Source organism: Isoptericola sp. NPDC056618 (assembly GCF_042792715.1).
Taxonomy (GTDB): Bacteria; Actinomycetota; Actinomycetes; order Actinomycetales; family Cellulomonadaceae; genus Isoptericola; species Isoptericola nanjingensis.
The window spans coordinates 1-25,713 of the sequence record NZ_JBHTVZ010000027.1 but is presented as its reverse complement, the minus strand read 5'-3'; the positions used below and the strand labels follow the sequence as shown (position 1 = coordinate 25,713).

Sequence of the window (25,713 nt, the reverse complement as noted above, 5' to 3'; positions counted from 1 at the left end):
AGAACTCCAGGGGCGACATGATCGAAGCACACGGCCTGACCAAGCGCTACGGACCCAAGCTCGCGGTGGACGACGTGACGTTCACCGTGCGGCCGGGCACGGTCACGGGCTTCCTCGGCCCGAACGGCGCCGGCAAGTCCACCACGATGCGGATGATCATGGGCCTGGACCGGCCGACGACCGGCCGGGTCACCGTGAACGGCAGCCCCTACGCGCAGCACTCCCGGCCGCTGGCCGAGGTGGGCGCGCTGCTCGAGGCGAAGGCGGTGCACCCGGGGCGCACGGCGCGCCAGCACCTGCAGGCGCTCGCCGCCACGCACGGGATCGCGCCGGCGCGGGTGGACGAGGTGGTCGAGCTCACCGGCCTCTCGGCGGTGGCCCGCAAGCGCGTCGGCGGATTCTCCCTCGGCATGGGGCAGCGTCTCGGCATCGCGGTGGCGCTGCTGGGCGACCCGCGCACGCTCATCCTCGACGAGCCCGTCAACGGCCTCGACCCGGAGGGCGTGCTGTGGGTGCGCAACCTCGCCCGCTTCCTGGCGGGCGAGGGCCGCACGGTGTTCCTGTCCAGCCACCTCATGAGCGAGGTGGCGCTCACCGCCGACCACGTCATCGTCATCGGGCGGGGGCGGATCCTCGCGGACATGCCGGTGCAGCAGCTGGTCGACGGTGCCTCCCGCCGCCTCGTGCGGGTGCGCTCGCCGCAGGCCACCGACCTCGCAGAAGTCCTGCGGCGCGAGGGCGGCGACGTCGCCCCGGCCGACGACGGCGTCCTCGAGGTCACCGGCGTCGAGGCCGCCCGGGTGGGCGAGCTCGCCGCCGCGGGCGGCGTCGTCCTGTACGAGCTGACCCCGGTGTCCTCCACCCTCGAGGAGGCCTACCTCGAGCTCACCGCCGACTCGGTCGAGTACCAGGCCGAGGCCCTGGACGACGCCGCCCCGGCGACGGCTGCCGGGACCGGCGCGACGACGGACGGAGCGCCTCGATGACCGCCACACCCGCCCGCGAGACCGCGCCGGCCGTCGTCGTGCACCGCGTGACCTTCGGCCGCGTGCTGCGCGGCGAGTGGATCAAGTTCCGCACCCTGCGCTCCACGGTATGGACCGTGGTGATCACGGCCGTCGTCATGGTGGGGCTGGCGCTCATGATGGCCGCGATCATGCGCGTGGCCGCCGACACCCCCGAGATGTCCGAGGGCATGTCGCAGGACCCGGGGCTCCAGGCGATCGGCCTCACCGGCACGACGATCGTGACGTTCGGCTACTCGTTCGGCGCGCTGGCCGTGGGCGTGCTCGCGTCGCTGATCGTCACCAGCGAGTACTCCACCGGCACCGTGCGCTCGACGTTCGCCGCCGTGCCGCGCCGGCTGCCCGTGCTCTGGGCCAAGCTGGTCGTCATCGTGCTGACCACCGCCGTGGTGGTCGCCGTCGCGCTCGCGATCGCGTACGTCGCGACCGCGCCGCTGCTGGACGAGGCCGGGCTGAGCGTCGACCTGTCCGACGGCGAGCAGGTGCGCGCGCTGGCGGGCTGCGTGCTCTACCTGGCGACGGTGGCCGCGTTCGCGCTCGCCGTCGGCACCCTGATGCGGCACAGCGCGGGCGCGATCTTCACGATCGTCGCCCTCTTCTTCGTGGTGCCGCTGATCTTCAACATCGTCGTCCAGGCCACCGACGCCGCGTGGACGGACTGGGTGAACAAGCTGCTGCCCAGCGTCGCCGGGGAGCGGATCATCTCCCGCGGCATGGAGACGGACGCGCTGCTCGACCCGTGGGTCGGCTACGCCGTCCTCGTCGGGTACACCGTGGTGCTGCTCGTCGCCGCGGCGATCACGCTCAAGCGCCGGGACGCCTGACCGCCGCCCACCACGATCAGGCGGGGTCGGTGCCCGCCTGGCGACGGGCGACGGCGGCGGCTTCCTCCGCCGCCTCCGCCTTCTCCGCGGCGCGCGCCGCGGCCCGCTCGGCCTTCTCGGCCTTGCGCACCACGCGCGAGTCGCGCTTGGTCCCGCGGCGCTCCTTGCGGCGCTCGATGAGCTCGTAGAGCACGGGCACCACGAACAGCGTGAGCAGCGTCGAGGAGATGAGCCCGCCGATGACCACCAGCGCCAGCGGCTGGCTGATGAACGACCCGCCGCCGGTGAGCCCGATCGCCATCGGCGTCAGCGCGAAGATCGTCGCCAGCGCCGTCATGACGATGGGGCGCAGACGCTTGCGGGCGCCCTCGCGCACGGCCTCGTCCAGCGACCGGGGGTGCCCGTGCGCCGGGTCCCGGTACTGGTTGATGAGGTCGATGAGCACGATCGCGTTCGACACCACGATGCCGACGAGCATCAGCACGCCGATGAGCGCCGGGACGCCCAGCGGGGTGTCGGTGGCGAGCAGGGCCAGCAGCGCGCCGGTGGCCGAGAACGGCACCGAGACCAGCAGGATCAGCGGCTGCACCAGCGACCCGAAGGTCGCGACCATCACCAGGTAGACGATGGCGATCGCGGCCACGAGGGCCAGGCCCAGGTCGGAGAACGCGTCGGCCTGGTCCGCCGCGACGCCGCCGATCTCGACGGTCGCGCCGGCGGGCAGGTCGAGCTCGTCCGTCGCGGCGGTGATGTCGGCGCTGAGCGTGCCGACGTCCTGCGTCTCGGGCGTCACCGACACGGTCGCGGACCGCTGGCCGTCGGTGCGGGAGATCGACGTCGGCACGTCGACCTTCTCGACCGTCGCGACGTCGGTGAGCGGCACCATGCCGGCGGCGGTCGGGACCTCGAGGTCCTCGATCTCGGCCTGGGTGGCCGGGGCGTCGCCGGTCTTCACGACGACGTCGATCGGGCCGTCGCCGAGGTCCACCTCGCCGGCGGTCTGCTCCGGGTCCATCGCGCCCGACACGATGCCGGACACCTGGGTCTCGGTCAGGCCCGCCTCGGCGGCCTTCTCGCGGTCGACGGACACCTGCACGACCTGCTGCGCGGCGGAGAGGTCGTTGGTCACCTCGGCCACGCCGTCCAGGTCGGACACCGCGTCGGTGACCTGCTGGGCCGCGGACTCGAGGTCGTCGCTGTCGTGCGCCTGCACGACGAGGTCCACGGTGCTGGAGCCGAAGCCGGAGTCCCCGCCGGAGACGCTGACCTCGGTCGTGACGCCGGTGTCGGCCAGCGGCTCGACGGCGTCGCGGATCTCGCTCTGCGCCTGGACGCCGTCGGCGTCGGCGTCGAGGGTGATCGCGAAGGTGGCCTGCGGCGCGGACCCGCCGCCCATGAATGCGGCCATCGCGGCGTCGCCGGAGCCGACCGTGGTCTGCACGCTCTCGACGGCGTCGACGCCGGCCAGGGCGTCCTCGACCTCGCCCGCCGCGGCGTCCTGCGCCTCGAGGGACGCGCCGGTCTCGAACGTCTGCGTCACGGTGACGGTGTCCTGGCCGGAGTCCCCGATGAAGTTGGTCTCCAGGCGGGGCACCAGCGCGAGCGTGCCGCCGAGGACGGCGACCGCGACGACGAGGGTGACCCACGGGTGGCGCAGCGCGGCCCCGAGGCTGGGCACGTACGCGCGCTGCCACAGCCCGCGGCGCTCCTTGGCCTCGGCGGCCTCGCGGACGCGCTCCGCCTCGGCCGGGTCCGTGGCGACGGCGGGCGCCTTGACGAACCAGTACGCGAGCACGGGCACGATCGTCAGCGCCACGACCAGCGACGCGAGCATCGCGATCGCGACCGTCATCGCGAAGGGCCGGAACAGCTCGCCCACCATGCCGCCGACCAGCGCGATCGGGAGGAAGACGGCGACCGTGCTGATGGTCGACGCGGTGATCGCGCCGCCCACCTCGCGCACGGCGGTGAGGATGGCGGCCTTCTTGTCCTCGCCGTACGACAGGTGTCTCTTGATGTTCTCGATGACCACGATGGCGTCGTCGACGACGCGGCCGATCGAGATCGTCAGGGCGCCCAGCGTGAGGATGTTGAGCGTGTAGCCCGTGGCGTTCATGACCACGAAGGTCACGGCCAGCGACAGCGGGATCGACACGGCCGACACGAGGGTGGAGCGCAGCGAGACGAGGAACACGAGGATGACGATCACGGCGAAGAGCAGGCCGAGCCCGCCCTCGGTGGCGAGGCCCTCGATGGACTCCTCGATGAACGGCGCCTGGTCGAAGACGACGGCGGTGGTGACCCCGGCGTCCTCGAGCTCGGGCTTCAGGTCGTCCATCGCGTCCTGGACGGCGTGGGAGACGTCGACGGTGTTGCCGTCCGGGGTCTTGGTGATGGCGACGCCCAGCGAGGACTCGCCGTCGAGCCGGGAGTGCGACGTCGCCTCGACCGGCACGACCTTCACGGTGGCCACGTCGGCGAGCGTCACGGGCTCGGGGGCGGCCGGGGTCTGCGGGGCGGTGGCGCCCTCGGCGCCCTGCGCGGGGTCCTGCGCGGAGCCGTCGGCCGCGGGCGGGGCGCCCGTGCCGTCGCCGACCTCGCCGGTGGTGCCGCCGGTCGCGTCGCCCGCGCCCGTCGTCGCGCCCGCGGCGGCCGGGTCGGGCACGAGCGGCAGCGCCTTGAGCTCCTTGACGCTGTCGATGCTGGAGCCGGCCTGGACGGAGTAGGTGACGTCGTCGTCGGTGATGGTGCCCGCCGGGAGCACCACGCCGTTGTCCTTGAGCACGTCGGCGACGTCCTGCGTCGTGAGGCCCGCCTCGGCGAGCTTCTTCGTCTTGACGTCGACCAGCACCTGGTCGGTCTCGCCGCCGGTGACGGCGACGGAGCGCACGCCGTCCAGGTCCTCGAGCGCGGGCACGACGACGCTGTCGACGGTGTCCGCGAGCGCCGCGGCGTCCAGGTCCTCGTCCGTGTCCTGGCTCGCGGCGGCCGCGAGCTGGATCACGGGCAGGTCGTCGAGCGAGCCCGTGACGACCTGCGGCTCGACGTCCTCCGGGAGCTGGGACTGGATGCGGGTGACGGCGGTCTGGAGCCGCTGGGTGGCCGCGTCCATGTCGGTGCCGTACTCGAACTGCACGGTGGTGACCGAGCTGCCGGTGGACGCCGTCGAGCCGACGGACTCGATGCCCTCGACGGACTGCGCGGCGGCCTCGAGCGGCTCGGTGACGCGCTGCTCGACCACCTCCGGCGACGCGCCCGGGTAGGTCGCGACGACCGCGCCCGCCGGGAGCTCCAGGGACGGGATGAGCTCCTGCTTGAGGGAGCCCAGGCTCATCGCCCCGAAGACGAAGATCGCGATCGTCGCGAGGGCGACGACGGCGCGGTTCGCCAGGGACAGGCGGGCAAGTCGGAACACGCTCACTCCAGACGGGCGGTCGGCAGGTGGGGCACGACTCCGCTGTCGTGACGCTTGGGCTGAACGGACGATACGCCGCCCGAGTTCCCCGGCACATCGTCCGAAAGTCGGACGGCGGCCCACGGAGAGCCGAAGGGCGCCGGGCGGTGCTCCGCCCGGCGCCCGCCGTCACCCTCCCCGGTCCGACGTCCCGAGGAACCGTCACAGCTCGGACATGGCCTCCTCGGGCGTGCCCTCGACGGCGGCGGCCGCCTTGTTCCAGCGCGACCACAGCACCTTCTCCCCGAGCTGGCCGGCCATCTTGTGCGCGGTGAGCAGGAAGACGATCACGCCCACGGCCAGCACGCCGACGCCGACCCAGTAGGGGGCGGAGGCGCCGACCGGGTGCAGCAGCCCGGCGATGACCGGGGCCGGCGCGGCGAAGCCCCAGCGCACGAGGTTGAAGGCTCCGGTGGTGACGCGGCGGTCGGGGTCGCCGAGCGCGAGCGACAGGTCGGTGAGGATCGCGTTGGCGATGCCCATGAACACGCCGGCGACGACGAGCACGACGATCGAGGCCGCCGTCGGGAGGCCGAGGGCGAGCAGCAGCGTCATGACGAGCACGCCGGCGACGGCGATGCCCAGGGTCTGCACGGCGCCGATCGTGTGCGCGAGCTTGTGGCCGACGACGAGGATGCCGAACGCGAGGCCGAGGCCCCAGGCGGTGAACACCAGGCCGAGGGGGACGACGTCGAGCCCGAGGAAGATCGGCGTGTAGCCGAGGATGATGAAGAAGACGAAGTTGTACGTGGCGGTGACGACAGCGAGCGCGAGGAACGCGGGCTTGCGGAAGAGCCCGAAGACCTGGCCGACGTGCAGCGGGGCCGGCTTCTCGGCCGGGTCCTTGAGCTTCGTGATCGACATCGCGAGGGCGACGATCATGAACAGGCCGCACGCGAAGAACGGCACGCGCCAGCTGATGCTGCCGAGCAGGCCGCCGATGAGGGGGCCGACGGCGAACCCGAGGCCGACGCAGGTCTCGAAGATGCCGACGACCCACTCGCGGTCGTTGGCGAGCGAGACGAGCAGCACCATCGCGGTGGCGAAGAACATCGCGTTGCCGAGGCCCCACAGGCCGCGCAGTGCGGCGAGCTGGCCGATCGACGTGCTCAGCGCGGCGAGGATCGCGGCGATCGCGACGATGGTGACGCCGGTGCCGAGGATCTTCTTGTAGCCGAACTTCCCCGTGGCCAGCACGGCCGGGATCATGCCGACGGCCATGACCGCGATGTACGCGGTGAACAGGAGCTCGATCTGCCACGTGGTGGCGCCGATGGCCTCCCCGATCACCGGGAGGATCGGGTCGACGACGGCGATGCCGGCGATCGCGAAGAACGCCGTTAGCGCGGTCGCGTAGATCGCGGTCTTGTTCGGTTCGTTGCGTGTGCCTGCCACGGACTCCTCACTCCTGCCCCACGGTCGGTCGCGGGCGTCGTCTGCTGGTTGCTGCGCCGTCGTCGTCGTCGGCCACGGGCCGTTCGGGCGCCGAGATACCTGCATGGTGCAGGCAATTACCTGTAGGATACACCTATGACCGCTTCCCGGGGAAACAATGTCGAGAAGAAGCACCCCGACCAGGGCGACGACGCCGCGACGGCGGAGGTCGTCGCCCGCGTCGAGCTCGGCCTCGCCCAGTTGCTGCGCCGCGCCGAGCGCACCACCGCGGCGACCACCGTCCGGACCGGCGGCCACGACCTCGACCGCTCCGGCTACCTGCTGCTGCACGCCCTGCGCGACGGCGGCCCCCAGCGCGTCCAGGCGCTCGCGGACCTCCTCGGGATCGACGCCTCCACCGTGACGCGCCAGGTCGTCGCCCTCGAACGGGCGGGCCACGTGCAGCGCTCCCGCGACCCCCACGACGGGCGCGCCGTCCTCGTCTCCGCGACCGCCGGCGGCCGGGACGCCCTGCGCGCGCAGCGACGCCGGCGCGGCGCCACCTACTCCACCGTGCTCGCCGACTGGAGCCCCGCCGACCGCACCCTGCTCGCCGAGCTCGTCGAGCGCCTCAACGCCGACCTCGACGCCTACAAGCGGGACACGCCCCCGGCCTGACCGTCGCGACACTCGGTTGCCTCGCGCAATATTTGTCACGAGCGCAGAACCGGTCGCTCCTGGCTACCGTCGGGAGGGTTGCCTGCGTCACAGACGTGTGACCACCCCGGCGGCAGACCCACCCCGCGTCGAAGGAGAGCGTCGTGAGCAGGCACGCCAACGAGGTCGACGAGTCCACCGCCGCCGTGCTGCGACGCGACCGTCTGCGACGCGCCGTCGCGTCCGCCGTGGCCACAGCCCTCGTGCTCGCCGTCTCCCTCGTGCTGGTGCCCGGACTCGCCAGCGAGGGCGCGCCCAAGTTCAACGTCCAGTGCGACGAGCTCATCGACGGCATCTCGGAAGCGGCAGATCCCGTCGACCTGCCCGGCGGCGGCCTGCCCAGCGGCCACGCCGAGACGATCGCCGACTACGAGTACGAGAACCCGGCCGAGCACCTCAGCGGCGAGAAGGAGCCGACGAAGGCCGAGCTGAAGAAGCTCAAGGGGAGCTACAAGACGTTCCCGGTCGGCTCCCGCGACCGCATGATCCGGCGATGGAACGTCTACAAGGGCACGTGGGGGTGGGACCAGTGGCGCAACTCCTACATCCCGAACCAGGCCAACGACGCCCGCGGCGACGCGTTCCACGGGAACGTGGGTCGGCGGCTCAAGCTCGGCGGCCCGAGCTGGATGTGCGAGGACACCAAGCTGGCGAAGGAGCAGAAGCTCGGTTCCAACCGCCGCTACGACTCGGTCAACCGGACCCTCAAGATCGCGTACGAGGTCAAGTCCGGGAACTCCTCGCTGCGCGCCAGCCAGCTCAAGGCCGACGCCGCGCTGCGCGCGAAGGGCTGGCGCGTCGTCTACATCTTCAGCAAGGAGCCGACACCGAAGCAGCTCGAGCAGATGCGCACGCACAAGGTGGAGCACACGACCTTGCGCTCCACCGCGGTCCAGAAGAACCCGTCACCGTCGTCGAGCACCGCGATGAACCCGACGTGCGGGCCCACCCCGAAGTCCGCCGGCCCGTCCACGCTCTCGGCGACGTGCCCGCGCCGCTCGACGGCGGGACCGGCGAAGGACCTCGCCCAGCGGTCGGGACGCACCCCGGCGCTCGCCCGCGAGGGCCAGCGGATGCAGGCCTCGTTCGGCGCCGACGGCCGCCGGCAGGGGTTCATGCCGCGCAGCCCCGGCGGGATCGACTGGCGCTCCCTCGAGCTGCGCTACGTCACCGATGACCCGAAGGCGGGCGACTACGGGTACGCCTTCTCGGCGGACGAGCTCCCCGACGACGGCGTGGCGGAACCCGGGTACGGAGGCGAGGCCGCGCTGGACCTGTCCTCCGACGCCCTCATGACGTGGCTCGCGCTCGACCCCGAGCAGTTCTGGGTGAACCTCAACCCGGACACGCCGGACACCATCGTCGACGAGGAGTTCGGCTCCACCGACGCCGGTCGCGTGCTGCTCGAGGCGGACCTGGAGATGAAGCAGAGCCTCAACGACCTCATGCGCCCCGAGACGGAGCAGGGCAAGAAGCACTGGGAGTCGCTGGAGCGCACCGACGACGGCCTGATCTGCTCCGACTGGACCCGGCTGTGGATCGAGCCGCAGCCGGCCAAGGTGCGTGTCGAGGACGACCAGCTCTACATCCTGGACGCCCCGCTGCAGGTTCAGATCGAGCCGTTCGACGTGGACTGGGAGGTACCGGGCAACGAGGTCTGCCGGGACGCGCCCCCGAAGATGGTCGAGCGGAACACGCAGCGCATCGTCGACGACTTCGAGCAACCGCTCGAGGACTACGTCAACTCCGCCCCCGAGTACGCAGACCTGCGCCGCGTCTACACGGCCCGGGTCGCCGCCGAGTGGATCAAGGACCGCGACGCGGAGCGCCCGGGTGCCTTCCACGACGTCATCGGCTCGGGCGACGTCAGCGCCTGGCCGGCGCGCACCGAGTACGACCCGAAGGACGTGTACGACGAGTACCGCGAGCTGCTGAAGACGGTGCAGTACCGCTACGAGTACGAGCACGGCGAGCAGGAGTTCTACATCGAGATCTTCGGCGGCATCGTGCTCCCCGACGCGCCGCGGGACCAGACGCCGAAGGCGGAGTTCGAGCGCGACCACCCGAAGCTGCCACGTACCGTCCGCAGCGCTCGGTTCGAGGCGACGAGCCTTCCCGTGGGCGTCCAGGCGCCGCAGGGAGACGAGGTCAGCACGCTCGACGACGCGACCACGACGGCATGGCTCGGCGGCGGGACGCTCGCCGAACCCGAGGAGTCCGACCCCACCGACCCGCCGGACGAGCCAGACCCGACCGACCCGCCGGGCGAGCCAGACCCGACCGACCCGCCGGGCGATGGCGGTAGCGACGGTGGCAACGGCGGTGGCAACGGCGGTGGCAACGGCGGTGGCGGTGGTGGCAACAGTGGCGACGGCAGCGACGACGCGGTGCCCCCGGACGCCTCCGACGGGCCCGCCGGTCGAGGTGACGAACGGCCCGGGGCACCGCACGCCGACGCACCGCCGTCGTCCCAGGCCCCGCTGCCGGGCGCGCTGGCATCCACCGGCTTCGGTGACGTCGGGCTGATGGTGGCGGCGATCGTCCTGGTGCTCGTGGGGCTCGTCCTCGTCGGTGTCCGACGGCGCTGGTTCCCGCGACTCTGACCGCCCGCCCCGCGAGAGGGTTCCCGCCGGATCTGCCCTGAGCAGATGCGCTCCCGGCAGAGAACCCTCCCGCTGCGGCCACCGTCGTCGGACGGTGGGGACATGAGCACACCGACCCAGGACACACCGACCCTGAGCACACCGGCACCGCCCACCGCGCCCGCCTTCGACGACCAGCTCACCGCGCGGCTGCTGCACCAGCGCATCGTGGTGATCGGCACCGAGATCGACGACGCCGTCGCGAACCGCGTCGTCGCGCAGCTCCTGCTGCTGTCGGCGGAGGACCCGCGGTCCGACGTCGCCCTGTACGTCAACTCCCCCGGCGGCTCCGTCACCGCGGGGCTCGGCATCTACGACACCATGCGGCTGCTGCCGAACGACGTCGTGACGGTCGGGTTCGGCTTCGCCGCCAGCATGGGCCAGTTCCTCCTCACCACCGGCACCAAGGGCAAGCGGTACGCGCTGCCGCACACGCGGGTGATGATGCACCAGCCGTCGGCCGGCATCGGGGGCACTGCCGTCGACATCGCGATCCAGGCGGAGAACCTCGAGCACACCAAGCGCGTGATGCACGAGCTCACCGCGCAGCACACGGGCCGCACCGTGGAGCAGATCGCCTCCGACAGCGACCGCGACCGCTGGTTCACCGCCACCGAGGCGGTCGAGTACGGCATGGTCGACCGGATCGTCGAGAGCGTGGAGGACGTGCGGCCGTCGGCCGCCGGCCGGAGGGCGGGGCTGTGATGACGACGACGATGAACGAGCGGATGAGCTACACGATCCCGAACGTCGTCGAGCGCACGCCGCTGGGCGAGCGCTACTCGGACGTCTTCAGCCGGCTCCTGCGCGACCGCATCATCTTCCTCGGCACGGAGATCGACGACGGCGTGGCGAACGTCGTCATGGCGCAGCTGCTGCACCTGGAGTCCGAGGCGCCCGAGCAGGAGATCGGGTTGTACATCAACTCCCCCGGCGGCTCGGCCACGGCCATGACCGCGATCTACGACACGATGCAGTACGTGCGCAGCGACGTCGCCACCACCTGCATGGGCCAGGCCGCGTCCGCCGCCGCGGTGCTGCTGGCCGCCGGGACGCCCGGCAAGCGCACGGTGCTGGAGCACTCCCGGGTGCTGCTGCACCAGCCGTCCACCCAGGGGCAGGGCACCGTGTCCGACCTCGCCATCCAGGCGCGCGAGGTGCTGCGCCTGCGCGCCGAGACCGAGCAGCTCCTGGCCCGGCACACCGGGCAGACCGTGGAACGGCTGCGCACCGACACCGACCGCGACCTCATCCTGTCGGCGCAGGGCGCCGTCGACTACGGGGTGGCGGACGCCGTCGTCACCTCGCGCAAGCTGTCGGACCGCGCCGCGGCCTAGCCGTCCCGACCTAGGTGTCGTCCCGAGCCGCCGGGCGCCCGCCGACGTGCCAGTCGTGGACCTCGACGTCCGCGTAGTCGTCCACGACCAGCACCCGGCGGGCGTCGTCGGGCCCGGCGGCCTCGACCAGCGCGGCCGCCCCGAGGACGACGGCGCCGTCGTCGGACAGGAGGTGGCCCGCCGCGACGAGGCCGACCCGCGCACCGGCCGCGACGAGCGGCTCGCCGCTCCCCCGCCACCCGAGCCCGAGGACCAGGAACCGTGGGCCGTCCCCCGGCCCGCCGGGGGACTCCCACATCGTGCGCCCGAGCAGGTCGCGCCACCGTCGCAGCAGCACGTCGCGGTACGCACCGGCCTGGTAGTTGGGCTCGTCGAACGCGAACGCCCGGGCGTCGGCGGGCCCGGGCAGGTCGAGGACGTGCACGCTGCCGGTGAGCGTCTCGCCGTCGTCCGTCGTCGTCGGGCCGCGCGCGATCATCCCGTCCGCGAACCGGTCCATGTAGGCCAGGTGCTCCTCGTTGAGCGCCTCTCGCAGAGCGCGCGAGCCGGCACGATCACGGTGGAAGACGAAGAACTCCACGCCGCCCGGTTCCTACGCGGCGAGGGCGACGACGTCCGACGTCGTCGAGCGCGCGGCGGCCGAGCGCACGTGCCGGGACGACGACGGCGACCGGTCGCGCAGCGACGTGAGCACCCGGACGCGCTGCTGCTGCTCGGCGCTCGCGGCGAGCGCGTCGTGCGCCTCGGCGACGAGGTCCACGAGCCGGATGCCGAGCGCCGCGCACACCGCGGCGAGCATCTCGGACGACGCCTCCTTGCGGCCGCGCTCCACCTCGGACAGGTACGCCGTCGACATGCGCGCCGCCTGCGAGACCTCCTGCAGGGTGCGGCCCTGCCCCAGGCGCGCCCGGCGCAGGATCGCCCCGACCAGGTGCCGCAGCAGCGGCTCGCGCACGTGCTCCACCTCGGCCGCACCGCGGATCGTGGCGTGGACCATGGTGTCGACCCGTGTGTCCGCTGTCATGCCCACGACGCTACCCGCGACCGGCCCCGGTGGGCTCCGCCAGCGGCGCCGCGGTCGGCCGTTCTGCTGACGGCAGAAGCCGCCGCGCGGCCCGGCTGCTGCCGTAGAGCACCCCGCCGACGACGAACGCTGCGCCCACGCCCTCGAGCGGGGTCACCCGTTCGCCGAGCAGCAGCCAGGCCGCCGACATCCCGACCACCGGCACGAGCATGGAGAACGGGGCGACCACGCCCGCGGGGTGGCGGGCCATGAGCCAGGTCCAGACGCCGGAGCCGAGCACCGTCGCGACCACCACCGTGTACAGGAGGCCGACGACGGCGCCCACGGCCGCGGGGTCGTCCCAGGAGGTGAGCGAGCGGGCGATCTCGCCGGGGCCCTCGACCAGCAGCGAGAGCGCGAGCATCGGCAGCGGCGGCACCACCGACATCCACAGGGTGAGGCGCAGCGGGCTCTGCGGCTTCGCCTGCCGGTTGCAGACGTTGCCGATCGCCCAGCCGAACGCGCCGGCCAGCGTGAGCAGGAAGGGCACGACCGTGGCGGTCGCGGCCTGCTGCCACGCCACGAGGGTGAGTCCGCCGACGGCCACGAGGATCCCGAGGACCTGCCGGCCGGTCACCCGCTCCCGCAGGAACGTGGCGCCCAGCAGCACGGTGAACGGGCCCGACATCTGCAGCACGAGCGACGCGAGGCCGGCGGGCATCCCCGCCGCCATCCCCCAGTACAGGAAGAGGAACTGCAGCGCGCCGAACCCGAGCCCGTAGCCGACCACCCAGCGCACGGGCACGTCCGGCCACGGCACCAGGAAGACGGTGGGCAGCGCGATGAGCGCGAACCGCAGCGCGACGAGGAACATCGGCGGGAAGTGCTGCAGCGACGCGTCGATGGCGATGAAGTTCAGCCCCCACAGGAGGGCGACGAGGACGGCGAGCAGCCGGTGGCGGGCGGGCATGCGCCCAGCCTCACCCGGGCAGACATTGAAGGACAAGCGAAAGTTGCTTCACTCTGTCTGTAGTCTGGCTTCATGGATGTCCGGCACCTGGAGCTGCTCCGCGAGCTCGCCGACCGGGGCAGCGTCACCGCCGTCGCCCACGCCACCCACCGCACGCCGTCGGCCGTGTCCCAGCAGCTGCGCACCGCCCAGCGCGAGCTGCGCACGCCGCTCGTCGAGCCGTCCGGCCGCGGGCTGCGGCTCACGGACGCCGGCCGGCTGCTGGCCGAGGGCGGGGCGAGCGTCGCCGCCGCGCTCGCGCAGGTCCAGGCCCGGTGGGACGAGTTCCAGGGCGAGCCGTCGGGCACGGTCACCGTCGCGGCGCTGGCCAGCGCCGCGACATTCCTGCTCCCCCGCGTCATGGCGGACCTCGCCGGCACCGCGATCACGGTGCGCTGCGCCGACGTCGACATCGCTGAGGCCGAGTACGGACCGCTCACCGCGGACCACGACGTCGTCGTCGCGCACTCGCTCACCAGCGTGCGGCCCGCCGGGGCGGAGGGCCTGACCGTGGTGCCGCTCGCCCGCGAGCCCCTCGACATCGCGATGGCCGCGGACCACCCGCTCGCGCGCCTGCCGCACGTGCGGCCGCGCGACCTCGTCGACCAGGACTGGATCGGGGTGCCCCTCGGCTACCCGTTCGACACCGTGCGGCTCGCCGTCGAGCAGGCCACCGGGGCCGAGCTGCGCGTGGTGCAGCGACTGCGCGACAACCGCCTCATCGAGGCGCTCGTCGCCGCGGGCGACCAGGTCGCCGTGCTGCCGCGCTTCACCACGCCCACCGGCGACCGCCTCGTGCTGCGCGAGCTGACCGACGTCGCCATCGCGCGACACGTCTCCGCCGTCCTGCGGCCCGACCGGGCCGAGCGCCTCGCCGTCCGCCGCGTCGTCGACGCGTTCCGCCGCGCGGGCGCCGACGTCGAGGTGGAGATGGCGGGAGCCACCGACGGCTGACGATGCCGCAGAGGTGCCCCCGCCCGGGTTCGAACCGGGACTGGGCCGGGTTTAAGCCGGCTGCCTCTGCCAGTTGGGCTACGGGGGCGGGACGACGGAGCGGGCGCCCGGCGATCCCTTGGGGAGATCGCCCGACGCCCGCTCACGGTACCGGTGAGGGTCAGCCCTTCTCGGCGCGCGCGGCCGACGACTCGGCCTTCTGCTCCACCTTCTCGCCGGGCTGCTTCGGCGGCACGGACGCCTTGCGGAACTCGTCGCGCGGGTCGTGCAGGGAGCCGAGGGACACGATCTCGCGCCCCATGAGGAACTGGCCGACCCAGCCGATGAGGATGCGCACCTTGCGGTTGCCGGTCGGCATCGCCATGACGTGGTAGCCGCGGTGCGCGAGCCACGCGAGCGGGCCGCGCAGCTTGAGGAAGCCGAACAGCTCCGCGACGCCCTTGTACAGGCCGAGGGACGCGACGACGCCGACGCTCTTGTGCGCGTAGTCCTCGGGCTGCTCGCCCTTGAGGACGGCGACCAGGTTGTCGGCGAGCTTCGTCGCCTCGCGGATCGCGTGCTGCGCGTTCGGCGGGCAGAACTGGCCGGGGTTGAGCACGTCCGGCACGGCGGCGCAGTCGCCCGCGGCCCAGGCGTCGGGGACGATCTCGCCGTCCTCCGTCGCGACCTGCAGGGTGGGCTTGACGATGACGCGGCCCATCCGGTCGAACGGGAGGTCCGACTCCTCCTTGATGACCGGGTTCGCCTTGACGCCGGCGGTCCACACGATCGTCTCGGTGTCGAACTCCACGCCCGTCGAGGTGACGACGTGCCCGTCCACGCAGGACGACAGGAACGTGTTGAGGTGGAACTCGATGCCGCGCTTCTTCATCTCGTCGAGCGCCCACAGGCCCATGGGCTCCGAGACCTCGGGAAGGATGCGGCCCGAGCCCTCGATCATGACGAAGCGCAGGTCCTCGGCGTCGATCGTCGGGTAGTTGCGCGTGGCGTACCGCGCCATGTCCTCGATCTCGGCCAGCGCCTCGATGCCGGCGAAACCGCCGCCGACGAACGTGAACGTCAGCATGCGCTTGCGCGCGTCCGCGTCCCACGTGGACGAGGCGACGTCCATGCGGTTGAGCACGTGGTTGCGGACCGCGATGGCCTCCTCCACGTTCTTGAAGCCGATCGCGTTCTCCGCGAGACCCGGGATGGGCAGCGTGCGGGAGACCGAGCCCAGGCCGACGACGAGCTGGTCGTACGAGACCTCGTAGTCCGGCCCCTCCTCGGGGTGGATCGTGACCTTGTGCCCGGCGTGGTCGATGTGGTTGACCAGGCCCTGCAGCACGTCGATGCCCTTAAGGGCCTTGCGGTGCGGGGCGACGACGTCGCGGGCGTCGATCGAGCCCGCGCCGGCCTCCGGCAGGAACGGCGCGTAGGTCATGTACGGCCGCGGGTCGACGACGACGATCGCCGCGTCCTGCTTGCCGAGCTTGCGGCGCAGACGACGCGCCGCATAGAGGCCGACGGAACCACCGCCGAGGACGACGATGCGGGGCACCTTGCGGGGCCGCGGAGCCGCGGCGGGCGCGTCCTGGACAGAGGTGTCCGACGACAGAACGTTCTGAGGCATGAACACCATTCTACGACCGTGCCGGGGGCACGCAGTCGGGCCGTCCATCCTGCGGCCCCCGGCAGCTTTCGCGCAGGTCAGGCCGCACGGTCACGCGAGCGAGAGGGCGATGCCGTCGAGGATGTCGCTCTCGCTGGTCACGACGTCGGTCAGCGTGCCGCCCGCGGCGGCGACGTCGTCCCGCACCCGCCGCACGACCTCGGACCAGACCAGCGCGCCCGCGCCGATGACGTCCGCGCGACCGGGGTGCATGAACCCGAGGGCGAGGCGCTGCTCGCGGGTGCGGTGCAGCAGGTCGTCGCACGCGGCGAGCACCCGGTCGACGCCGAGGACGGCGCCGTGCACGGCGTCGCGCCGGTACTCCGTCAGCCCCAGGACGTGAGCGGTCACCGACGTCACCGAGCCGGCGAGACCGACGAGCGTCGTGGTCCGGCCGAACGGCACGGTGCGGGCGGCGTCGTCGAGCGCGGCGCGCACGTCGGCGCGCGCGGCCTCCACCTCGGCCGGCGCGGGCGGGTCGGAGTGCAGGTAGCGCTCCGTCATCCGCACCGACCCGACGTCGAGCGAGAGGGCGGCCTCCGGCGTCGTCGTGCCGAGCACCAGCTCGGTCGAGCCGCCGCCGAGGTCCACCACCAGGTACGGCCCGGGGTGCTGCGCGGCCACGCCCGCGGTCGCGCCGCGGAACGACAGCTCCGCCTCCTCACGGCCCGAGGCCACCTCGGCGTCGACGCCCAGCGCCGCGCGGACACCGTCGAAGAACTCCCGCCGGTTGCGCGCGTCGCGCGTGGCCGACGTCGCGACGAAGCGCACGCGCGTGGCGCCCGCCTCGGTGATGACCTTCGCGTAGTCGCGCGACGCCTCGAGCGTGCGCGCGAGCGCCTCCGGGGCGAGCTCGCCCGTGCGGTCCACGCCCTGCCCGAGCCGCACGATGCGCAGCTGCCGGTCGATCTCGGTGAGCGTGCCGCCGGGGCCGACGTCGGCCACCAGGAGGCGGATGGAGTTGGTGCCGCAGTCGATCGCGGCGACCCGCGTCGCGCGTGTGGAGCTCTCTGTCACGGGCCACACTGTCTCATCCGACACCGACGGCCCGCCTGCCGGCCGTCAGCAGGTGCAGCGGTCGGGCCGCCACTGGTCGCGGACGAGGGCGAGCGCCTCGTCGCCGAGGGGGTTCACTCCCGGGCCCGCGGCCAGCGCGTGGCCCATGAGCACGTGGATGCACTTGACGCGCGTGGGCATGCCACCGGCGGAGATGCCCTCGATCTCGTCGACCTGCCCGAGCTCGGCGCGCCGGGCGAGGTAGTGCTCGTGCGCCCGGCGGTACGCGGCCGCCAGCTCCTCGTCCTCGGCGAGGCGCGCCGTCATCTCCTTCATCACGCCGTCCGCCTCCAGCCGCGACGCGGCGGCGACCGCCCCCGGGTGCGTGAGGTAGTACGTGGTCGGGAACGGCGTGCCGTCGGGCAGCCGCGGCGCGGTGCGCACGACGAGCGGGCGACCGCACACGCAGCGGGCGGCGATGCCGACGACGCCGCGCGGCTCGCGGCCGAGCTGCTCGGCGAGCACCTCGAGGTCGCGGTCGGTGACCACGGTCGGGTCGGCGTCGCCGACGGGGGCGGAGTGGTCGGTCATAGGGGAGGTCCTCGGGGCGTCGCGGGCGGGGCAGCACCCATTCTCCCCCGGGCGCTCCCCCGCCGGTGCCGCTGCCGGGGTGCGCCCGCTCACCACTCCGCGAACGAGCCGTCCGCGTGCCGCCACACGGGGTTGCGCCACCGGTGCCCGACCGCGGCCCGCTCGCGCACGTAGTCCTCGTCCACCTCGATGCCGAGGCCGGGGCCGCGCGGGATCTCGACCGACCCGTCGGAGTAGGCGAAGACGGACGGGTCGACGACGTAGTCGAGCAGGTCGTTGGAGGTGTTGTAGTGGATGCCCAGGCTCTGCTCCTGGATCACCGCGTTGTAGGTGACGGCGTCGAGCTGCAGGCAGGCGGCGAGGGCGATCGGCCCGAGCGGGCAGTGCGGGGCGACGGCGATGTCGTACGCCTCGGCCATGGCCGCGATCTTGCGGACCTCGGTGATGCCGCCGGCGTGCGAGAGGTCGGGCTGGATGACGTCGACGACGCCGGACGTGATGACGTCCTTGAAGTCCCACCGCGAGTACAGGCGCTCCCCCAGCGCGATGGGCGTGCTGGAGGCGCGCAGCACGTCCGCGATGCCGTCGACGTGCTCGGACAGCACCGGCTCCTCGACGAACATCAGGTGGTACGGCTCCAGCGCCTCGAGGAGGACGCGCGCCATCGGGCGGTGCACCCGCCCGTGGAAGTCGACGCCGATGCCGACGTCGGGCCCGACGGCCTCGCGGACGGCGGCGACGTTGGCGACGACCCGCTCCACCTTGTCCCAGGTGTCGAGGTACTGCATCTCCTCGGGGCCGTTCATCTTCACGGCGGAGAAGCCGCGCCCGACGGCCTCGCGCGCGGCCGCGGCGGTCTCGGCCGGCCGGTCGCCGCCGATCCACGAGTACACCTTGATGCGGTCGCGCACGCGCCCGCCCAGCAGCTCGTGCACGGGCACCCCGAGCGCCTTGCCCTTGATGTCCCACAGCGCCTGGTCGATACCGGCCAGCGCGCTCATGTGGACGCCGCCGCCCCGGTAGAAGCCGGAGCGGTACAGCACCGTCCAGTGGTCCTCGATATGCCGCGGGTCCTTGCCCACCAGGTAGTCGGACAGCTCCTCGACGGCGGCCGCGACGCTCGCGGCGCGACCCTCCAGGACGGGTTCTCCCCAGCCGACGATCCCCTCGTCGGTCTCGATCTTCAGGAAGAGCCAGCGGGGCGGGACGGCGAACGTCGTCAGCGACGTGATCTTCACGGCTTCCTCTCAGCGTGGGGTGCGGGGTCAGCGGTTCGTGTGCTCGGCCCAGACGCGGACGAGCTCGGCGGCGCGGGCGGCGACGGTCGCGGCGGCGTCGCCGGGCCGGTACAGCGAGGTGCCCAGGCCCGCGCCCGCCGCGCCGGCGCGGGCCCACCCGCCGAGGGTCGTGGCGTCGACGCCGCCCACGGGGACGAGCGCCGTGCCGGAGGGCAGCACGCTCGCCCAGGCGCGCAGGCCCGTGACGCCGACCGCGGTGGCCGGGAACAGCTTGACCGCGGTGGCCCCGGCGTCGAGCGCGGCGAACGCCTCGGTGGGCGTCGCCGCCCCCGGGAAGCTCTCCAGCCCGAGCCGCACGGTCTCCGCGACGACGTCGGGCCGGGTGTTCGGCGACACGACGAGCGAGGCCCCGGCGGCGGCGGCGCGGCGCACGTCGTCGGGGGTGAGCACGGTGCCCGCCCCGACCCGCGCGTCCGGGCCCGCGGCCTCGCGGATGCGGCGGACCGACACCAGCGGGTCGGGAGAGTTGAGCGGCACCTCGACGGCGTCGAACCCCGCCTCGAGGACGGCGGCCGCGACGTCGACGGCCTCGGGCGGCGTCACTCCTCGCAGGATGGCGACGAGGCCGACGGGTCGGTGCGTCATGAGAGTCCTTCCTCGGTGCGGGACGGGGTGGTGGCGTGGTGGCGGTCCCGGGTCCCGGGTCCGGGTGCGGGTGCGGCCACGAGCCCGGCGTCGCGGGCGACGCGCCACAGACCGCGCACCGCCACGTCCTGGCCGGCGACGTGCGCGGCGGCGCCGTGGCGCCCGAGCGCCCGGTCGTAGCGGCGCGCGGTCGCGCCGGAGGCGCACACCGTGACGCGCGGGGCCGGGTCGGCGCGCAGCGCGTGCCGCACCTCGGACCCGACGAGAAGGCCCGAGAGGTAGTCCGCCACCTCGGCCGGCCGGAGCATGCCCGCCATGACGAGGGTGCGCGCCGTGAACAGCAGCGCCGCCAGCCCGCGCTCGTCCCCGCGCCGCGCCTCGGCGTCGAGCCCACGGTCGAACGCCTCCCACGAGCTGGGCCCCGTGCCGTCGTCAGCACCGTCCTCGCGGCCGTCGCCGGGGCCGTCGTCGGCGAGGCGGGCCAGGATGCTGTCGCGCAGCAGGAGGCCGTACAGCTCGCCGGTCATGACCGTGCCGAAGCCCGTGACCAGGTCGCCGTCGAGGTGCACCCACTTGGAGTGCGTGCCCGGCAGCACCGCCGTGGCGCGCGCCGCGCCGCCCTCCTCGCGGGCCTCCTCCAGCGCGCCGAGCAGCTGCACCTCCTCCCCGCGCAGGACGTCGGGGTCCGGCTCGGTGACCCGCAGGCCCGGCACCAGGTGCACGACGGTGCCGACGTCGGTCCCGGTGACCGGCACCGGCGTGAGGTGGTCGGCGAGCCGCGGGAGCGCGGCTGGAACGTCGAGGTACCCCGCGTCCGCCCACCCGTGGTTGGAGCCCACCATCCCCGCGGCCAGGACGGGCAGGCCGGGGCGGCGGTCGAGCCAGGACCCGCATAGGCGCGCGAACGTGCGCTCGAACGCGGCGGCACGCTCCGGCGCGGAGCCGGCGCCCGCGGAGCAGCGGAGGGTGCCGTCGTCCGTCCGGACCTCGTCGAGGACCGCGCCTGTGGCGTCCAGGAGCCAGCCCCGGAAGCTGGAGGTGCCCCAGTCGAGGGCGACGAGCGAGGCGTCGCGCCCGGGTGCGTCATCGGCCATGGTCGTGAACGGTAGGCAGCCGTTCCCGATGATGAGAACTGTGTCCCGATTATCGGGATAGCCTCGTCGCCGTGAGCCTGCCCCTCCCCCCGGAGTCCCCCGCGCCCTCGGGCACGCAGACGCTGGCCCGCGGCATCGCCGTCGTCGATGCCGTCGCCCGCGGGCACGGCCGCCTGCGCGACATCGCCGCCGACACCGGCATCGGCCGCAGCACCGCCCACCGCCTGCTGCAGCTGCTGCTCGCCACCGGGTACGTGCGCCGCCTCGAGGACGGCCGGTACGCGCTCGGCCCGGCGCTCATCGAGCTCGGCTACCAGGCGCTGCAGGAGAACCCCGTCGCCGACGTCGCGGCCGGGCCGCTCCGGGCGCTCGCAGCCCGCGTCTCCGACACCGTGCACCTCGCCGTCGAGGACCGCGGCCAGGTGCTCTACCTCGACAAGATCCCCGGCACCCGCGGCGCGGAGATGCGCTCCCGGGTCGGGCACCGGATGCCGCTCACGCGCACCGGGGTGGGCAAGGCCCTGCTGCTCGACCGCCCCGACCGGTGGCGCGAGCAGTTCGTCGCCGAGCGGCGCGTCGGCGGGGACGCGCCGGAGGGACCGACGGCCGACGTGCTCACGCCCGACGAGTTCGTCGCCGTCATGGAGGCGTCCGCCCGTCGCGGGGTCGCGTTCGACCTGGAGGAGAACGAGCCCGGCATCCTCTGCGTCGCCGCGCCCGTGCGCGACGCGTCCGGCGCGATCGTCGCCGCCGTGAGCGTCTCCGCCACCCGTCCGTACATGCCGCCCGCGCGGGTGGAGTCGCTCGTGCCCGTCGTCCTCGACACCGCCGCCGCCGTCGCGGCCGGGCTCGGCCACCGGCCGGGCGGCCGCTGACCGACGGTCCGCCGGCGCGGGTCAGCCTCCCGACGACGGGCTGGGGGAACCGCCGGGCCCGGGCTCGTCGCCCGTGGCGTCGTCGTCCGTGGTGGCCGGTCCGTCGGCCACCCGCACCGACTCCCAGACCGACTGGTACCAGGGCACGCTCGGCCCCGTGGACGTCCCCACCGGCCCGGAGCCCACGGCCTCGCCCGTCACCGGGTCGACGTCGTCGTCCCCCGCCGCGTCGGGGTCGACGACGCGCCACACCTTGTCGGCCGGCATGACGAAGCTGAGGCGCGACCGCGCCTGCTCCTCGACGTACGACCGGTCCTCCCAGCGGCCGAGCTCCACCTCCAGCCGGTCGCGCTCGGCCCGGTTCTGGGCCAGCTCCGTGCGCAGCCGGTCCAGCTCGTGCGCCTGCGTCACCGCGCCGCGCACCGTGGGCAGCAGGAGCACCACCGCGAGCAGCACCACCACCGACAGCACGATGAGCCGGACGGTGAGCACCTCCGGCAGCACCAGCCCGTAGCGGCTGCGCCGCCGGTCCTCGCGCGCCGGCCCTGCCGGACGACGCGACCCGCGCCGCGAGCCCGCCGCGCCCTTGCCGCTCGTGGCGGTTCCCTTGCCGGAGCCCTTGGCCGTGCCCTTCGCGCCCGCGCTCGCGCTCGCGCCCTTCGCCGGGGCCTTGGGCTTGGTGCCCACCGACGCGTTCGACGTCGTCGTGGGCCGCGCGGAACCGCCGCGCGCCCCCGAGTGCCGCGACGCCGGGCGGCGGGCGGCGGGCGAGGTCGGTCGACGGGCAGGCACGCCCCGATTCTGCCGAGCCGCACCGCCCGGGGCCGGGACCGTCGTCGGCGCGCCCGGCAGCTCCGGCATCGAGGGTGCTGCATTGCTCCTCGAGACGGCCGCCGGTCGAGGATCGATCCAGCACGCTCGATGCGGACGGCGGCACGCCGGGGGACGACGACGGCCGGCCGCCCCGTGCGGAGCGACCGGCCGTCGTCGTGCAGCGTCCGGGGCGTCAGCCCTGGAAGCGCGGGAAGGCCGAACGGCCGGCGTAACGACCGGCGTCGTCCAGCGCCTCCTCGATGCGCAGGAGCTGGTTGTACTTGTTGATGCGCTCGCCGCGGGCGGTGGCGCCGGTCTTGATCTGGCCGGCATTCGTGGCGACGGACAGGTCGGCGATGGTGGTGTCCTCGGTCTCGCCGGAGCGGTGCGAGGTCATCGTCGTGAAGCCGTTGCGCTGCGCGAGCGTGACGGCGTCGAGCGTCTCGGTGAGCGTGCCGATCTGGTTGAGCTTGACCAGCAGCGAGTTGGCGGCCTTCTCCTCGATGCCGCGGGCGAGGCGCTCGGGGTTGGTGACGAACAGGTCGTCGCCGACGACCTGCACCTTGTCGCCGACCTCGGACACGAACTGCGTCCAGGCGCCCCACTCGTCCTCGGACAGCGGGTCCTCGATGGAGACGATCGGGTAGTTCGCGACCAGGCCCTCGTAGAGCTTGATCATGTCCTCGGTCGAGTGCACCTCGCCGTTCTTGAAGTGGTACGCCCCGTCCTTGAAGAACTCGGTCGCGGCGACGTCCATCGCGATGGCGACGTCGGAGCCCGGCGTGAAGCCCGCCTTCTCGATCGCCTCGACGATGAGGTCCAGGGCGGCGGAGTTCGACGGCAGGTCGGGGGCGAACCCGCCCTCGTCGCCGAGGCCCGTGGAGAAGCCCTTGCCCTTCAGCACGCTCTTGAGGGCGTGGTAGACCTCGGTGCCCGTGCGCAGGGCCTCCTTGAAGGTCGGCGCACCGATCGGCGCGATCATGAACTCCTGGAAGTCCACCGTCGAGTCGGCGTGCGACCCGCCGTTGATGATGTTCATCATCGGCACGGGCAGCACGTGCGCGTTCGGGCCGCCCACGTAGCGGAACAGGTCCAGGCCGGCCGACTTCGCGGCGGCCTTCGCGACGGCGAGCGAGACGCCGAGGATCGCGTTGGCGCCCAGCTTGCCCTTGTTCGGGGTGCCGTCCAGCTCGATGAGGGTCTGGTCGATGATGCGCTGCTCCTCGGCGTCGTAGCCGATGAGCTCGGGGGCGATGTCGTCGATGACGGCGTTGACCGCGCCCTCGACGCCCTTGCCCAGGTAGCGCCCCTTGTCGCCGTCACGACGCTCGACGGCCTCGAACGCGCCGGTCGAGGCGCCCGACGGGACCGCCGCGCGGGCGAAGGTGCCGTCGTCCAGCGCGATCTCCACCTCGACGGTGGGGTTGCCGCGCGAGTCGAGGATCTCGCGTGCTCCAACGGCTTCGATGCTTGCCACGGGTGCTCCTTCAGACGGGGTCCGCGGGCGACCGCGCGACCACGCTCAGGCGAGTGCCCGGGGCCGCTGACGCCCGCGACGGTGCTGGGTTGACGCCCCCAGCCTAGACCGGCGCCTCAGCACGGGCGCCCGCGACCACCCACCGGGCACGGCCGCGCCGATAGCGTGGACCCCGTGGACAGCGTCTGGGACTTCCTCGGCTCGTACTGGTGGCTGATCTTCTTCGTCGGCCCCGCCGTCGGCGGCATGGCCCGGGGCATCTCGAGCTGGGACCGGCAGCGGCGCCAGGACAAGCTCGAGATGTACCGCATCAAGCACGGCGCCCCGCAGCCCGCCGCCCCGGCCGAGCAGGCCGACGGCGAGGCCCTGACCAGCGAGATCGAGCGCACGGTGGCCGCGCACGACGCGACGCAGCAGCGCTGGCTGGCGTACGAGCTCGACGCCGTGAAGTCCCTCGAGTACCCGTTGATGTCGGACATGCGTGAGCAGGTGACCGTCGATTTCCACCGGGCCCGGCGGGTGGCGGAGGACCTCCGCCCCGACGACCTGGACGAGCTGCGCGACCGCCGCCGCCTCGACCGCTACCGCGACGCCGTCCGCGAGATGCAGGTCCGCTTCGACGTCGCGGAGCGGGAGGCGAAGCGGCGCCGCGCGTCCGACTTCTCCCCCGCCGAACGGCAGGCCCTCGACCGGGCGAAGAAACTCCTGGCCATGGCCGACGACGAGGGGTCGTCGCAGGCCGAGCGGCAGTCCGCGTACCGGCGGGCCATGAAGGAGCTCGAGGGGATCGTCGTGCTGCCCGACGCCGCCACCGACGCGCTCGAGCAGCGCATCGCCGGCGAGCTGGGGCAGGCCGCGGGCGACTGACCGACGGACCGCCCCTCCCGAGCGCCCGGTCAGCGCTCGTCGGGCAACTTTCGCCGGGCCGCCGTTCCCTCAGACGGCCGTGGCCACCAGCCGCTCGAGGGTCGCCCGGGCGGGCGGCCCCCAGGTGGGCTTGCCGCCCGGGCGGCCGTGGTCGCCGGCGTGGCCGACGAGCAGCCCGCCCAGCGCGGTGGCCGCCGCCCACCCGCGGGCGCGACGTCGGGTCGCGTCGTCGGCGGGGCGGCCGTCCGGTCCGTGGTAGGCCGCGTGGAAGAGGTCGACGGCGCCGTCGGGCAGCAGGCGCCACGCGCCGGCCAGGTCGTAGGCGGGGTCGCCGGCGCACAGGTCGCCGAAGTCGACCACGCCGCTCAGGGCGCCGTCGGCGGTGACGACGTTGGCCGGGTGCAGGTCGGCGTGCAGCCACACCGCCGGCCCGTCCCACGCGGGGGCGTCGACGGCGTCCTGCCAGACGGCGCGCAGCGGCTCGGGGTCGCCGACGAGCCCGCGCTCGACCACCTCGGCGAGACCGTGCTCGACACCCACGGTGTGGTCCGCGAGCGAGCCACCGCGGCCCCGTCCGGCCGGCGCGCCGTCCGGGGCCGGGTGATGCAGCGCGGACAGGAACGCCGCGAGGACGTCCGCCGACTCCGGCCGCGTGACGGGTGCACGGTCGGCGGGCTCGCCGGGCACCCACGTCGTGACGATCCAGGGTCGACCGAACAGGGCGCCCGGCTCGCCGAGCCGCTGCGGCACGGGCACCGGCAGCGGCAGGTGCGGGGCGATCCCGGGCAGCCAGTCGTGCTCCTTGCGCAGGAGGGCGTCGGCCGACCCCGTGGCCCACGGCAGCCGCACGGCGAGGTCGTCGCCGAGCCGCCAGAGCTGGTTGTCCCAGCCGCGCGCGCCCAGGCGGACGGGGAGGTGGGCGAGGTCCGGGTGCTGCTCGCGCAGCAGGTCCCGGACCAGGTCGGCGGTGATCTCGACGTCGGTGGTGGTCACGCCGCGTCACGCTAGCGGCGCGCGCCACCCCGCCGGCGCCGCGCCACGACCCCGCACCGGATCGTCACGACGTCGGCACGCACCGCCCTTCGAGCAAGCGATCTGTCGCGCCACCCGTCGGGATGGCGCGACAG

23 protein-coding genes and 1 tRNA gene are annotated in these 25,713 nt (G+C 73.7%); 9 read left to right on the top strand and 15 right to left on the bottom strand.

The features are described 5' to 3' along the window. Positions 1-17: 17 nt before the first annotated feature. On the top strand, positions 18-986 hold the full coding sequence (locus tag ACFQ8T_RS20685; RefSeq protein WP_430548347.1) for an ABC transporter ATP-binding protein: 969 nt from the start codon (positions 18-20) through the stop codon (positions 984-986). Beyond that, positions 983-1,849, top strand: coding sequence for an ABC transporter permease subunit (locus tag ACFQ8T_RS20680; RefSeq protein WP_430548346.1), 867 nt, complete (start codon positions 983-985; stop codon positions 1,847-1,849). The genes ACFQ8T_RS20685 and ACFQ8T_RS20680 overlap by 4 nt, the downstream gene beginning before the upstream one ends. Positions 1,850-1,865: 16 nt before the next feature. On the opposite strand, the gene ACFQ8T_RS20675 is transcribed toward ACFQ8T_RS20680, so the two are convergent. Together ACFQ8T_RS20675 and ACFQ8T_RS20670 are read right to left on the bottom strand one after the other, a co-directional pair. Continuing rightward, positions 1,866-5,264, bottom strand: coding sequence for an efflux RND transporter permease subunit (locus tag ACFQ8T_RS20675; RefSeq protein ID WP_430548345.1), 3,399 nt, complete (start codon positions 5,262-5,264; stop codon positions 1,866-1,868). A gap of 201 nt (positions 5,265-5,465) precedes the next feature. Continuing rightward, a complete protein-coding gene (locus tag ACFQ8T_RS20670) occupies positions 5,466-6,698 on the bottom strand; it encodes an MFS transporter (RefSeq protein ID WP_430548344.1) in 1,233 nt (410 codons plus the stop codon). 135 nt (positions 6,699-6,833) lie between these two features. Between ACFQ8T_RS20670 and ACFQ8T_RS20665 the strand changes: the two genes are divergently transcribed. The 4 genes from ACFQ8T_RS20665 to ACFQ8T_RS20650 all read left to right on the top strand — a co-directional run bounded on the left by ACFQ8T_RS20665 (position 6,834) and on the right by ACFQ8T_RS20650 (position 11,373). Beyond that, on the top strand, positions 6,834-7,355 hold the full coding sequence (locus tag ACFQ8T_RS20665) for a MarR family winged helix-turn-helix transcriptional regulator (RefSeq protein ID WP_430548343.1): 522 nt from the start codon (positions 6,834-6,836) through the stop codon (positions 7,353-7,355). A gap of 143 nt (positions 7,356-7,498) precedes the next feature. Next, positions 7,499-9,997 carry a hypothetical protein gene (locus ACFQ8T_RS20660; protein ID WP_430548342.1) on the top strand — a complete coding sequence of 833 codons (2,499 nt, stop codon included), beginning with the start codon at positions 7,499-7,501 and terminating at the stop codon, positions 9,995-9,997. 102 nt (positions 9,998-10,099) lie between these two features. Next, positions 10,100-10,741, top strand: coding sequence for a ClpP family protease (locus ACFQ8T_RS20655; RefSeq protein WP_430548341.1), 642 nt, complete (start codon positions 10,100-10,102; stop codon positions 10,739-10,741). Beyond that, positions 10,741-11,373, top strand: a complete 633-nt coding sequence (locus ACFQ8T_RS20650; protein ID WP_430548340.1) for a ClpP family protease — start codon at positions 10,741-10,743, stop codon at positions 11,371-11,373. Before ACFQ8T_RS20655 ends, ACFQ8T_RS20650 begins: the two co-directional genes overlap by 1 nt. Before the next feature lie 10 nt (positions 11,374-11,383). Here ACFQ8T_RS20650 and ACFQ8T_RS20645 read toward each other — a convergent pair whose 3' ends face one another. The 3 genes from ACFQ8T_RS20645 to ACFQ8T_RS20635 are packed head-to-tail and all read right to left on the bottom strand — an operon-like array spanning position 11,384 to position 13,346. Continuing rightward, a complete protein-coding gene (locus tag ACFQ8T_RS20645; RefSeq protein ID WP_430548339.1) occupies positions 11,384-11,953 on the bottom strand; it encodes a YciI family protein in 570 nt (189 codons plus the stop codon). Positions 11,954-11,965: 12 nt separating this feature from the next. Then, positions 11,966-12,397, bottom strand: a complete 432-nt coding sequence (locus ACFQ8T_RS20640) for a helix-turn-helix domain-containing protein (protein ID WP_430548338.1) — start codon at positions 12,395-12,397, stop codon at positions 11,966-11,968. A gap of 10 nt (positions 12,398-12,407) precedes the next feature. After that, a complete protein-coding gene (locus ACFQ8T_RS20635; protein ID WP_430548337.1) occupies positions 12,408-13,346 on the bottom strand; it encodes an EamA family transporter in 939 nt (312 codons plus the stop codon). Positions 13,347-13,418: 72 nt separating this feature from the next. On the opposite strand from ACFQ8T_RS20635, the gene ACFQ8T_RS20630 reads away from it, so the two are divergent. After that, positions 13,419-14,339 (top strand): LysR family transcriptional regulator, encoded by a 921-nt coding sequence (locus ACFQ8T_RS20630; RefSeq protein ID WP_430548336.1) that lies wholly within the window; start codon positions 13,419-13,421, stop codon positions 14,337-14,339. 14 nt (positions 14,340-14,353) lie between these two features. On the opposite strand, the gene ACFQ8T_RS20625 is transcribed toward ACFQ8T_RS20630, so the two are convergent. The 7 genes from ACFQ8T_RS20625 to ACFQ8T_RS20595 all read right to left on the bottom strand — a co-directional run bounded on the left by ACFQ8T_RS20625 (position 14,354) and on the right by ACFQ8T_RS20595 (position 20,554). Then, positions 14,354-14,427: transfer RNA gene (locus tag ACFQ8T_RS20625), tRNA-Leu, on the bottom strand. A gap of 72 nt (positions 14,428-14,499) precedes the next feature. Continuing rightward, positions 14,500-15,951, bottom strand: a complete 1,452-nt coding sequence (locus ACFQ8T_RS20620) for an NAD(P)/FAD-dependent oxidoreductase (RefSeq protein ID WP_430548335.1) — start codon at positions 15,949-15,951, stop codon at positions 14,500-14,502. A 90-nt stretch (positions 15,952-16,041) separates the two neighbouring features. Then, a complete protein-coding gene (locus tag ACFQ8T_RS20615) occupies positions 16,042-17,007 on the bottom strand; it encodes an exopolyphosphatase (protein ID WP_430548334.1) in 966 nt (321 codons plus the stop codon). A 45-nt stretch (positions 17,008-17,052) separates the two neighbouring features. After that, complete coding sequence (locus ACFQ8T_RS20610; RefSeq protein ID WP_430548333.1) at positions 17,053-17,577, bottom strand: DUF501 domain-containing protein; 525 nt, start codon at positions 17,575-17,577, stop codon at positions 17,053-17,055. Positions 17,578-17,666: 89 nt separating this feature from the next. Beyond that, on the bottom strand, positions 17,667-18,815 hold the full coding sequence (gene dgoD / locus ACFQ8T_RS20605) for a galactonate dehydratase (protein ID WP_430548332.1): 1,149 nt from the start codon (positions 18,813-18,815) through the stop codon (positions 17,667-17,669). A 27-nt stretch (positions 18,816-18,842) separates the two neighbouring features. After that, positions 18,843-19,460 (bottom strand): 2-dehydro-3-deoxy-6-phosphogalactonate aldolase, encoded by a 618-nt coding sequence (locus ACFQ8T_RS20600; protein ID WP_430548331.1) that lies wholly within the window; start codon positions 19,458-19,460, stop codon positions 18,843-18,845. Then, a complete protein-coding gene (locus ACFQ8T_RS20595; protein ID WP_430548330.1) occupies positions 19,457-20,554 on the bottom strand; it encodes a 2-dehydro-3-deoxygalactonokinase in 1,098 nt (365 codons plus the stop codon). The genes ACFQ8T_RS20600 and ACFQ8T_RS20595 overlap by 4 nt, the downstream gene beginning before the upstream one ends. Positions 20,555-20,625: 71 nt before the next feature. On the opposite strand from ACFQ8T_RS20595, the gene ACFQ8T_RS20590 reads away from it, so the two are divergent. After that, positions 20,626-21,429, top strand: coding sequence for an IclR family transcriptional regulator (locus tag ACFQ8T_RS20590; RefSeq protein WP_430548329.1), 804 nt, complete (start codon positions 20,626-20,628; stop codon positions 21,427-21,429). A 21-nt stretch (positions 21,430-21,450) separates the two neighbouring features. Here ACFQ8T_RS20590 and ACFQ8T_RS20585 read toward each other — a convergent pair whose 3' ends face one another. Together ACFQ8T_RS20585 and eno are read right to left on the bottom strand one after the other, a co-directional pair. Beyond that, positions 21,451-22,221 carry a septum formation initiator family protein gene (locus ACFQ8T_RS20585; RefSeq protein ID WP_430548328.1) on the bottom strand — a complete coding sequence of 257 codons (771 nt, stop codon included), beginning with the start codon at positions 22,219-22,221 and terminating at the stop codon, positions 21,451-21,453. 214 nt (positions 22,222-22,435) lie between these two features. Next, positions 22,436-23,719 carry a phosphopyruvate hydratase gene (eno, locus tag ACFQ8T_RS20580; protein WP_429764507.1) on the bottom strand — a complete coding sequence of 428 codons (1,284 nt, stop codon included), beginning with the start codon at positions 23,717-23,719 and terminating at the stop codon, positions 22,436-22,438. 174 nt (positions 23,720-23,893) lie between these two features. On the opposite strand from eno, the gene ACFQ8T_RS20575 reads away from it, so the two are divergent. After that, the gene (locus tag ACFQ8T_RS20575; RefSeq protein ID WP_430548327.1) at positions 23,894-24,586 is read left to right on the top strand and encodes a hypothetical protein; all 693 of its coding nucleotides are present in this window, start codon (positions 23,894-23,896) and stop codon (positions 24,584-24,586) included. A 69-nt stretch (positions 24,587-24,655) separates the two neighbouring features. On the opposite strand, the gene ACFQ8T_RS20570 is transcribed toward ACFQ8T_RS20575, so the two are convergent. Further along, positions 24,656-25,579, bottom strand: coding sequence for a phosphotransferase (locus ACFQ8T_RS20570; RefSeq protein WP_430548326.1), 924 nt, complete (start codon positions 25,577-25,579; stop codon positions 24,656-24,658). Positions 25,580-25,713 lie beyond the last annotated feature (134 nt).

Bases quoted from the DNA above. Each gene is read 5' to 3' on its own strand.
- ACFQ8T_RS20685 (WP_430548347.1), top strand. From the start codon at position 18: ATGATCGAAGCACACGGCCTGACCAAGCGCTACGGACCCAAGCTCGCG.
- ACFQ8T_RS20680 (WP_430548346.1), top strand. From the start codon at position 983: ATGACCGCCACACCCGCCCGCGAGACCGCGCCGGCCGTCGTCGTGCAC.
- ACFQ8T_RS20665 (WP_430548343.1), top strand. From the start codon at position 6,834: ATGACCGCTTCCCGGGGAAACAATGTCGAGAAGAAGCACCCCGACCAG.
- ACFQ8T_RS20655 (WP_430548341.1), top strand. From the start codon at position 10,100: ATGAGCACACCGACCCAGGACACACCGACCCTGAGCACACCGGCACCG.
- ACFQ8T_RS20650 (WP_430548340.1), top strand. From the start codon at position 10,741: ATGACGACGACGATGAACGAGCGGATGAGCTACACGATCCCGAACGTC.
- ACFQ8T_RS20640 (WP_430548338.1), bottom strand. From the start codon at position 12,397: ATGACAGCGGACACACGGGTCGACACCATGGTCCACGCCACGATCCGC.
- ACFQ8T_RS20635 (WP_430548337.1), bottom strand. From the start codon at position 13,346: ATGCCCGCCCGCCACCGGCTGCTCGCCGTCCTCGTCGCCCTCCTGTGG.
- ACFQ8T_RS20630 (WP_430548336.1), top strand. From the start codon at position 13,419: ATGGATGTCCGGCACCTGGAGCTGCTCCGCGAGCTCGCCGACCGGGGC.
- ACFQ8T_RS20620 (WP_430548335.1), bottom strand. From the start codon at position 15,951: ATGCCTCAGAACGTTCTGTCGTCGGACACCTCTGTCCAGGACGCGCCC.
- ACFQ8T_RS20610 (WP_430548333.1), bottom strand. From the start codon at position 17,577: ATGACCGACCACTCCGCCCCCGTCGGCGACGCCGACCCGACCGTGGTC.
- ACFQ8T_RS20600 (WP_430548331.1), bottom strand. From the start codon at position 19,460: ATGACGCACCGACCCGTCGGCCTCGTCGCCATCCTGCGAGGAGTGACG.
- ACFQ8T_RS20595 (WP_430548330.1), bottom strand. From the start codon at position 20,554: ATGGCCGATGACGCACCCGGGCGCGACGCCTCGCTCGTCGCCCTCGAC.